This is a genomic window from Novosphingobium sp. TCA1 (assembly GCF_009811895.1).
GTDB classification, from domain to species: domain Bacteria; phylum Pseudomonadota; class Alphaproteobacteria; order Sphingomonadales; family Sphingomonadaceae; genus Novosphingobium; species Novosphingobium panipatense_A.
This window is the reverse complement of sequence record NZ_BLJH01000016.1, coordinates 138,717-147,963: the sequence shown is the minus strand read 5'-3', so window position 1 is coordinate 147,963 and position 9,247 is coordinate 138,717. Positions and strand designations below refer to the sequence as shown.

Below are 9,247 nucleotides of genomic sequence, written 5' to 3'. Positions count from 1 at the left end.
TCCCCGCTTTCTTGCGATGGGGGAACAAGCTGTCCGTCTCTGTTGGCGACCGTAGCAACCAGATGGTCCGCTGCGGTGAGAGGCCCTCTAAGCGGGGCATATGATTCGGTCAACACGCTAATTTCAAAAAAATGACTTCTTTCAAAAAAATGTCCGTTTCCTGCGGGGTTCGGAAGCGGTGCTTTCCTCTCTCGCTGCGCCAATGCCATTCGGGCCGGAGCGACTGGTGGTCGCTCCGGCCCGAAATTGCGTCGGTTGGCGGTGATTCGCCTCCGATTCGAAAGTCAGATCCCGGGAATCAGATCCCACGCCTTGGCGATGCTGAAGACGCTTGTGGCGATCAGCACCAGGGCCACGGCGAAGAGCAGGACACGCGGCGGCACCCGCTTCGCCAGCAAGGCCCCGAAGGGCGCTGCCGCCACGCCGCCCACGATCATGCCGATCGTCGCCGCACCGAAGGCGCTGAAGCCCAGTGTAGCGATGAACGAGATCGAGATGGACATCGCCAGCAGGAACTCCGCCGTATTCACCGTACCGATCACCTTGGCCGGATCTCCCCCCTGCACCAGCAGGTTCGAGGTGACGACGGGCCCCCAGCCACCGCCGCCGGCGGCATCGAGGAAACCGCCGGCCAGGGCGAGCGGGCGAGTCATGCGCGGATCCTCGAAGCGGGGCTTCGACATGCGGATCGCCTTGATCAGCAGGTAGACGCCGATGCCCGTCAGATAGAGCATGATATAAGGCCGCGCGAGAGAGGCATCGATATTGGAGAGCGCATAGGCCCCCAGAACGCCGCCTGCGATGCCGAAGGGGACCAGCCGCTTGAACAGCCCCCAATCGACGTTGCGGTGGACGATATGGCTCGCGCCGGAAGCACCCGTCGTGAAGATCTCCACGAGGTGGGTAGTGGCCGAGGCAGCGGCCGGGGCCACGCCCAGGACGCTGACCAGCATCGTCTGGGAGATGACGCCGAAAGCCATGCCCAGGGCACCGTCGATGACTTGCGCCGCAAATCCGACGATGATGAAGGGCACGATGTCCCCAAGACTTATGCCGAGATCGAACATGAGGTTGTCCTCCCTGTTCCAGAAATTGCGGGGATCAGAAGCTGTACCGGACGGTCATGCCCCAGGTGCGCGGATCGCCGGGAAGCCCTGCGATCAGACCGGTGTTGCCCGGTCCGACGAAAAGCTGGTCGAAGTAGTTCTCGTCGAAAGCGTTGCGGACCCAGCCGTAGATGTCAAATCCGCTTTCCGCCCGGAAGCCGAGCCGGAAGTTCGAGAGGCTGTAGCCGTCGATCCAGGTATAGGCCGAAGGTGAAGGGTTGGACGAGAAGTTCGAACGGTAGCTGCCGTCATAGCCGAAGTAGACTTCGCCCTCCTGGCCGAGCAGGGTGACGGGGTTGTTCACTTCCGCGCCGAACGAGAACGACCACTTCGAAACGCCCGGCAGGCGCTGGCCCGAAATGTTGCAGTTGGCCGGGCTGAGCGCGCCCGGAACGCCGGGAGCGCCGGGAACCTGCGTGCCGGTTGCGACGGTGCCGCCCGAAAGCTCCGGCGGGCACGGCGCGTCGGTGAACTTGCGGTAGGTGGCGTCGGTATAGGCGCCATTGACGTAGGCGTTGAAGCGCTCGCTCGGACGGACCGAGAAGTCCCATTCCACGCCCTGCGAACGCACCTTCTGCGCATTGGCGAGGTAGCCGCGCAGCACGCCGTACTGGCCGTTGGAGACATTGGCCTGATAATTGCCGATGTCGGTACGGAAGATCGAGAGGTTGAAGGTGGCGCGGCGATCCCAGAACTGGGTCTTGATGCCCAACTCATAATTGTGGACCGATTCCGGCTTCACCGTGGCGGAGGCCAGCATCGGATTGTTCTGCGCATCCACCGGAACGCCGTTCTGGTTGATGCCGCCCGATTTGAAGCTCTTGGCATAAGTCGCATAGACCAGCACGTCCGGGGTGATCTTGTAGCTGGCGTTGAAATCGTAGCTGAAGTTCCAGTCGCTGAACTCGGGCGAGATGTCCTGCGGGGTATAGATCGCGAGCTGCGCCGTCTGGCGCGCGGTGTAGGAGGGCTGGCCCAGCAGCAGTTCGTTGCCCTGTCCGTCGAAGACGCGGCGCTGGTAATAGCCTTCCTTCTTGTCGTAGTTCAGGCGGACGCCCGGCTGAAGCGTCAGCTCCGGCGTGAGATGCCAGCTGAGCTGCCCGAACAGCGCCGCGCTGGTGTTCTTGAGATACTGCGTATTGTAGGCGACGAGCCCGTTCAGCACCGAGGGATCGTTCGACAGGGCATTCGAAGGCGCGATGCTCCAGCGGCTGGCGGCCGAGCCCTGCGATTCCGTGCCCTGGGTGTCGATGCGCTGGTAGAACCCGAAGGCGCCGACCACGAAATCGATCTTGTCGCTGCTATAGTTGTAGCGCAGCTCCTGGGTATATTGGTCCTGTTGCGAGGGATTCTGCGAGAGCGCCACGATCGGCAGGCCGGTGAAATCGCGGTCGTTGGACGGATCCCAGTCCCAGAAGCGCCAGGCGGTGATCGAGGTCAGTTCGCCCTCGCCCAGGTTCCACTTCACCCGCAGCGAGGCGCCGCCGATCTTGTTCTTGGCCTTGAGCGGCGTGTCGAGGTCGGTGCGGCGATCGAAAGGATCGGTGCTGGGCGGCACATAGCCCTGCGCGGCGGCAAGCGCGGCGTATTGACGGTTGAGCGCGCGCTGGGTGAGGCCGGTGCCGACATAGACCGAACCGCAGCAATTGGCATCCTGCGTGCTGAAATCGCCCGCCAGGGTGATCGCCAGATCCTCGTTCGGCTGCCAGAGCAGTTGTCCGCGCAGGCCGAGATTGTCCTGGCTCTGGATCCACTGGTTGGTGGTGACGTTGCGGATCGTGCCGCGCCGGTCGGTGGAAGAGATCGCCAGGCGCGCCGCCAGCTTGTCGGTCAGCGGGCCGGAAACGGCGGCCTTGGCCTGCTTGAAGTTGTAGTTGCCGATCGAGACTTCGGCCTTGCCCTCGAAATCGAAGGTCGGCTGGTTGGTCGTGATGTTGATCGCGCCTGCCGTGGTGTTCTTGCCGTAGAGCGTGCCTTGCGGCCCGCGCAGCACCTCGATCTGGGCGACGTCGAGGAAGTCGAACGTGGCGGAGGCCACGCGCGAATTGTAGACGTCGTCGATATAGATGCCGACGCCCTGCTCGATGCCGTCGTTGGTCAAGCCGAACGGCACACCGAGGCCGCGAATGTTCACGGCCGTGTTGCGCGGGTTCGACGAATAGAACTGCAGGGTAGGCGTCAACTGCTGGAGACGGCCCACGTTGAAGGAGCCGGTGGAATCGATGTGCTCCCCGCCGACCACCGAGATCGCCAGCGGCACTTCCTGGCTCGATTCCTGGCGGCGACGCGCGGTGACGAGGATCTCACCGCCGCGATCGTGGGCGCCGGTGCCGATGGAGGTCGGCGAATCCTGTTCGGCCGTGTCAGCGGCATCCGCGGGAGCATTTGCCGCCGGCGCCGCAGGCTCTGCGGCCGCCTCTGCCGCCGTGGCCGGGCTCGCGGCCAGCATCAGCGGGGCGATCGTGAACGTCAGGCAGGCGAGCGGAAGCGGGGCCGGTAGCGGCCCTCGGATGATCTTTCTCATGAAATCCCCCTTTTTGGGTTCGAACCCTGATCGAACTTTCTGGTCGAACTTTTCAATTGAAGGGCTTCACATCCGGTGGTCCGGTCTGTCGGCCTGTGGTCGGGTATGGTCCCGGGCTTGCGCGCGCCTTACGAGGCGAAGCGCCGCCGTTCCGTGATGTCGAGCTGCACCAGCTTGCCGTCGTGAACTGTCAGCTGGATGACGCCGTAGCGCATGTGGTCCAGGGCTTCGGCCACCACCTGAAGCGGCGCTGCCCGGCCATTGGTGTTAGAAGAGTTGTTGGGGCCGGAACTGCTGGCGCCCGGATCTCTGGAAACCTGATGGCCCGATCTCTGATGATCCGTTGACGGTTGAGACATGGCGAATCTTCCCTTTCGAGCACGGCCTTTCCCTGCCGCCACGCCTTCGTATTCTCAACTTAAAAAGTTGACAATATGCCTAGCCGAAAGTTTCTGGTTTTCGCGGCAAAGCAAAATCTTTTTACGCCGAAGCGATATGTGCCTTCTCCCTTCGAGAGGTTCGGCAATTTCGAGCGCGCAGGAATTCGCGCCCGCTCAAGCGATCGAATATTATCCTGCTTTTTTAATCGATTACGCAGAGGCCATCGCGGCCCGATCTGCTCGGCGCGCTCAGTTCTGGCTGTCGGCCTGCGCGGGCACGGGGTCGATGCGGTCGGACAGGCGCACCCCATCGAGCAGTTCCGCAGTGCGATCACGCACTTCCAGCATGAGCGCGCGGGTGCGGCAATTCTCTTCCTCGAGGCAGTTCTTGCACTTCTCGTGCGCGAAACGGCTGGCGCAGGGCACCAGGGCAAGCGATCCCCGCATCAGGCGGATCAGGTCGCCATAGGTGATGTCGATCGGAGAAACCGCCAGCCGATAGCCGCCGTCCTTGCCGCGCTGGGAATCGACGATGCCGAAGCGGCTGAGTTCCGACAGGATCGTGGTCAGGAACTTGGCGGGAATGTTCTGTGCTTCCGCGATCTGGGCAAGCTGGATCGGGCCTTGACCGTAGTGGTCGGCAAGATGCTGCATGGCGCGAATGGCGTAGCGGGTTTTCTGCGAAAGCACGCATCCGTCATGCCGCAGCGAAAGCGGCCATGGCAAGGCCGTTGAGCGGGGATTTCACAGTTTGTCAGTCGAATCGGTTGGCAATTCGCAAACCCGTCGCAAACCGGCCCTCACGCGGCGGCGCTCGCCTTGCGGGAGGCGCGCGCCCGAACTTCCCATCCGGCACTTGCCCCGCCGCAGGCACAGGGTCTTGTCGTCACGCTCACCGCCTGCTGACGACAGGCGTCCTCGGCGCAATCGTTTTGCACCGCGAAAGATCCTGCGGCTTCGTCCCGATCCGCGTTAACCGGAAAATACCGCCGAAAACGGGACTTTCCATCGTGCCCGGCGATCTCCATGTGACACAGCGATCAAGTACTTATTCGCAAATGCACAAGACCCCGCCCCCGCCCCGCGCCAGATTTTCCGGCAAGCGGCCAATCCACAAACGAGCCGCGCAACCGGGAACGGTCTGACTTTGTCCGGGGAGCTACCATGATCAGCACGTCACGAATTGCCTACGCGCTCGCCTCGAGCGTCTCCCTTCTCGCATTCGCTTCGGCCAGCGCGCATGCCGAGGACGCGGCTGCCGCAGCGGCAACCGCCGCCGCCGCGCCGGCCGAAGGCCTGACCGATATCGTGGTCACTGCCGAGCGCCGCGACGTCAGCCTGCAACAGGCGCCGCTTTCCGTCAGCGCGATTACGTCCGAGACGCTGAAGGCCGCCAATATCAACGACATCACTGGCCTCAACGGCACGGTTCCCGGCCTCGTCGTCGCCAAGAGCGGCGGCGGCGAGCGCATCATCACCATTCGCGGTGTCGGTTCGGAAACGCCGGAGAACACCAATACCCAGCCGGGCGTCTCCTATCACATCGACGGCGTCTATATCTTCAACTCGATCGCCGCGAGCGCGGCCTTCATCGACGTCGCGCAAGTGGAAGTGCTGCGCGGCCCGCAAGGCACCCTGTTCGGCCAGGGATCGACCGGCGGCACCATCAACGTCGTCTCGATCGAGCCGAGCACCGACAGCGTGAGCGGCAACGTCAACGCCGGGTATGGCAACTACAACTACATGGAAGGCTCGGGCGCGCTGAACGTGCCGCTTTCCGATACCCTGGCGGTACGCGGCGCCTTCCAGTTCACCAAGCACGACGGCTATGCCCACGCCACCGAAGTGCCCGGCACCCGCAAGTACGACCTCGACGACCAGGACGAGACCGGCTGGCGGCTCGGCGCCAAGTGGCAGCCCGCCTCCAACTTCTCGATCGTGCTGAACACCGTGCAGTTCACCAGCAACACCAACGGCCCGGCGCAGAAGAACATCCTCGACCCCAACCCGGACCCGCGCGAACTGACCCAGGACTATCCCGGAAGGTCGGTGGTGAAGACCCAGCTCTATACCGGCGTCGTGAAGTGGGAGACGCCTTTCGCCACGATCAAGTCGATCACCGGCTACCAGAAGCTCCACTCCGAACAGGCCTGGGACGCGGACGGGCTCGATACCGCGCTGTTCTATGCCCAGACCTACAACCCGATCAGCTTCACCGGGGTCGCCTACGACCACGTTCCGCTGTGGGAATCGGATACCAAGAGCTGGAGCCAGGAAATCAACCTGACCTCCAACGGCACCGGCCCGTTCAACTGGGTGCTCGGCGGCGTCTATCTCCACTCGTCGAACAGCCAGTACGTCAACGAATACCGCAGCGACGACGACAATTTCCTCCAGGAAGCCCTGCCCACGAACACCGCCTGGAACGATCCGCTCGTATCCAGCCTGACATATGCCGAACTCTCGACGATCAAGCGCGATCTCTATGCCTTCTTCGCGCAGGGCACCTATAGCCTGACCAGCCAGCTCAAGCTGACGGCCGGCGTGCGCTACAACCACGACAAGGCGACCGGCATGTTCGATTCGATGTCGGGCGGCGCCTCGGGCCAGACTTCGGGCGCCTATCTCCAGCCCAGCTCGACCGGCGGACGCAAGGGCGATGCCTGGACCGGCAAAGTCGCGCTCGACTACCAGATCACGCCCGCCAACATGGTCTATGCCAGCTGGACGCGCGGCTTCAAGCCGGGCGGCATCAACTCCGCCGCCTCGACCGGAAACAGCTATGCGGTCCTGCCGACCTACAAGCAGGAAACCGTGGATTCCTTCGAAATCGGCACCAAGAACCGCTTCCTGGGCGACACGCTCCAGATCAACGGATCGGCCTTCCTCTACAATTACAGGAACATGCAGTTCCTGGAGGAAGACCCCATCCTCTACGGCGAGGGCATCAGCAATGCCCCCAAGGCGCGGGTCTACGGCCTCGAACTGGAAGGCTCGTACATCCCGACGGAGGGGCTGCGCTTCGATGCCTCGATGTCGTACCTCGAAGGCGAGTTCACCTCGCACTACCTCGCGCTCGACCCCAACAACGCCGCCAATGCCCAGAATGCCGCGGGCTATCCCGACTATCTGTTCTGGAGCAATTTCTACCCCGCCCTGCTCGCCCGCGACGCCGCGCGTGCGGACATCAAGGGCAACCGCGTGCCCAAGCTGCCGCGCTGGCAGGGCAACGTGGCGGCCACCTGGAACGGCAAGGTCGGCCCCGGCGAACTGACCGCCCGCGCCCAGCTGATCTATCGCGGCAAGTACCAGTACCGCCTGTTCAACGAGGGCGACGTGGACCTCACCCCCTCGTACACCCAGGTCAACGCAATGCTGAAGTACGAGCCGGAAGGCACCAATACCAACATCACGCTGCGCGCGATCAATCTGTTCGACAAGAACGGCATCAACTCGCGCTTCTCGGACCCTTACGGCAGCGCCCAGGTGATGGACACCTATATCCCGCCGCGTCAGGTGATCCTTTCGGTCGGTTACAAGTTCTGAGCGAAAGCCAATCGGGCCGCACCGTTGGTCTTGAAGGAACGCGCCGGCTGCGAGGCCGGCGCGTTCCTTTCATTCATAAAAGCGGCCTCACCTCCCACACCCCGCTCATCCTGAGCCTGTCGAAGGATGGGAGGCCAGGCGCCACGCCGCCCGGGGCTTCGACAAGTTCGGCCTGAGCGGACCCGGCGAGGCATAGCCGCTCTTCGGCCAGGCATAGCCCAACTCCCTTGTCCCTGCGCCGCGATCAACTATCTAGGCGCCGATCATCAAGAGTGTGCAGCCGCAGCATGAGAGCCTGCACGGCGTGTCGGTCCGGCGATTCCACCCGGACGGAGCCCGCAGGAGTTGCAATGCCGCGCAGTGCCCTCGTCCTATTCGCCGCCTCGCTGGGGTTCTTCTTCGTGACGGCGACGACCTTCACCTCGCTGGGCTATGTGCTCTACACCATGGTGGCGGAGCTTGGCTGGTCGAAGGCGGCGGCAGGCTTCAGCTTCTCGCTGCTCGGCCTTGCCTGCGGGCTTGCCAGCCCCCTGCCGCCGCTGCTGATGAAATCGATCGGCACCCGGCTGACGATGTTCGCGGGCTGTCTCGTACTCGCCGCCGGTTTCCTCATCGCCTCGCAGATCGAGCATCTGACCCTGTTCTTCGTGGCCACCACGCTGATGGGCATCGGCTTCTCACTGGTCGCGCCCTCGCCTGCGGTCTATCTGCTGGCGACGTGGTTCCCGCGCACTTCGGCGCGGATGATCGGCTTCTACTTCATGGCCGGTGCGGCGGGCGGCATTGCCGGGCCGCTGATCGTCGGCGCCATCGTCGGCATGACCGGCGACTGGCGCCTGCACTGGCTGGTCATGGCGATCAGCGCCTTCGTGCTCGGCCTGATCTGCCTGGTCTGCATCCGCGACGCCGTGAAGGTGGAAAGCGTGGAGCAGGTCAAGGGAGCCAGTTACGAACAGGGGGGGCACGAGCAGGATGGTCCTGCCCAAAAGAGCCTCTGGACCGTGCGCCAGGCGCTGCGCACGCCGAGCTTCCTGATCCTCGCCCTCGTCATGACGGTGGTGCAGACCGCCGTGACGTCCGCGCACTCGATCCTCGTCGCCCATATCGCCAATCTCGGTGAAGGCGCCGCACCCGGCGCCATCGCCATGAGCCTGCTGGCCTTCGCGGGCACCGGCGCCAAGGGCCTGACTGGCACCTTGTGCGAGCGCATCGACCCGCGCCGCATCCTGATCGCCGGCCTGGCCCTGCAGGCCCTGGCCATGGCGCTGCTGTGGTCGGCTTCGCTGGTGATGGTCGCCACGGCGGCGGCCACGCTGTTCGGCCTGGGCTGGGGCATGGCCTGGCTCTCGGCCCATATCCTGCTGCTGCGCTACTTCGGCGCGGGCATCGCCGGGGACATGACCGCCATGGCGACCACCGCCACGACGTTCGCGGTGCTCGGCCCGATTCTGGCGGGACGGATCGCAGACGTGACGGGCGGCTACTCGCTGGCCATCCTGATCTTCGCACTGCTGCTGGCCGCCGCCACCGGAATCGCGGTGCTGTTCCTGCGGGCGCCGTCTGCCGCCCCTGTCACCGAGCCCGAAACCGTGGGCGAAGGCGAACTCGTCCCAGCCGAGTAGAGAACGGGGCCGAATAAACAAATAGCCCCTGCCAAAAGTCACTGCGCCCTGTGCAAAGCAGTAACCATC

Annotated in this window: 6 protein-coding genes; 2 read left to right on the top strand and 4 right to left on the bottom strand. The window is 63.9% G+C overall.

Features of this window, described 5'->3' with window-relative positions:
* Positions 1-284 precede the first annotated feature (284 nt).
* The 4 genes from NTCA1_RS18060 to NTCA1_RS18045 form a co-directional block, all read right to left on the bottom strand.
* A complete protein-coding gene (locus tag NTCA1_RS18060; protein ID WP_086490749.1) occupies positions 285-1,067 on the bottom strand; it encodes a sulfite exporter TauE/SafE family protein in 783 nt (260 codons plus the stop codon).
* Between the two features lie 34 nt (positions 1,068-1,101).
* On the bottom strand, positions 1,102-3,555 hold the full coding sequence (locus NTCA1_RS18055; RefSeq protein WP_159831283.1) for a TonB-dependent receptor: 2,454 nt from the start codon (positions 3,553-3,555) through the stop codon (positions 1,102-1,104).
* A 203-nt stretch (positions 3,556-3,758) separates the two neighbouring features.
* Positions 3,759-3,989, bottom strand: a complete 231-nt coding sequence (locus tag NTCA1_RS18050) for a YezD family protein (RefSeq protein WP_086490750.1) — start codon at positions 3,987-3,989, stop codon at positions 3,759-3,761.
* Between the two features lie 270 nt (positions 3,990-4,259).
* Positions 4,260-4,700 carry an Rrf2 family transcriptional regulator gene (locus tag NTCA1_RS18045; RefSeq protein ID WP_086490963.1) on the bottom strand — a complete coding sequence of 147 codons (441 nt, stop codon included), beginning with the start codon at positions 4,698-4,700 and terminating at the stop codon, positions 4,260-4,262.
* A gap of 474 nt (positions 4,701-5,174) precedes the next feature.
* On the opposite strand from NTCA1_RS18045, the gene NTCA1_RS18040 reads away from it, so the two are divergent.
* Both NTCA1_RS18040 and NTCA1_RS18035 read left to right on the top strand, forming a co-directional pair.
* On the top strand, positions 5,175-7,556 hold the full coding sequence (locus NTCA1_RS18040) for a TonB-dependent receptor (RefSeq protein ID WP_159831270.1): 2,382 nt from the start codon (positions 5,175-5,177) through the stop codon (positions 7,554-7,556).
* 350 nt (positions 7,557-7,906) lie between these two features.
* Positions 7,907-9,178 (top strand): CynX/NimT family MFS transporter, encoded by a 1,272-nt coding sequence (locus NTCA1_RS18035; protein WP_159831269.1) that lies wholly within the window; start codon positions 7,907-7,909, stop codon positions 9,176-9,178.
* Positions 9,179-9,247 lie beyond the last annotated feature (69 nt).

Bases quoted from the DNA above. Each gene is read 5' to 3' on its own strand.
- NTCA1_RS18060 (WP_086490749.1), bottom strand. From the start codon at position 1,067: ATGTTCGATCTCGGCATAAGTCTTGGGGACATCGTGCCCTTCATCATC.
- NTCA1_RS18055 (WP_159831283.1), bottom strand. From the start codon at position 3,555: ATGCTGGCCGCGAGCCCGGCCACGGCGGCAGAGGCGGCCGCAGAGCCT.
- NTCA1_RS18050 (WP_086490750.1), bottom strand. From the start codon at position 3,989: ATGTCTCAACCGTCAACGGATCATCAGAGATCGGGCCATCAGGTTTCC.
- NTCA1_RS18040 (WP_159831270.1), top strand. From the start codon at position 5,175: ATGATCAGCACGTCACGAATTGCCTACGCGCTCGCCTCGAGCGTCTCC.
- NTCA1_RS18035 (WP_159831269.1), top strand. From the start codon at position 7,907: ATGCCGCGCAGTGCCCTCGTCCTATTCGCCGCCTCGCTGGGGTTCTTC.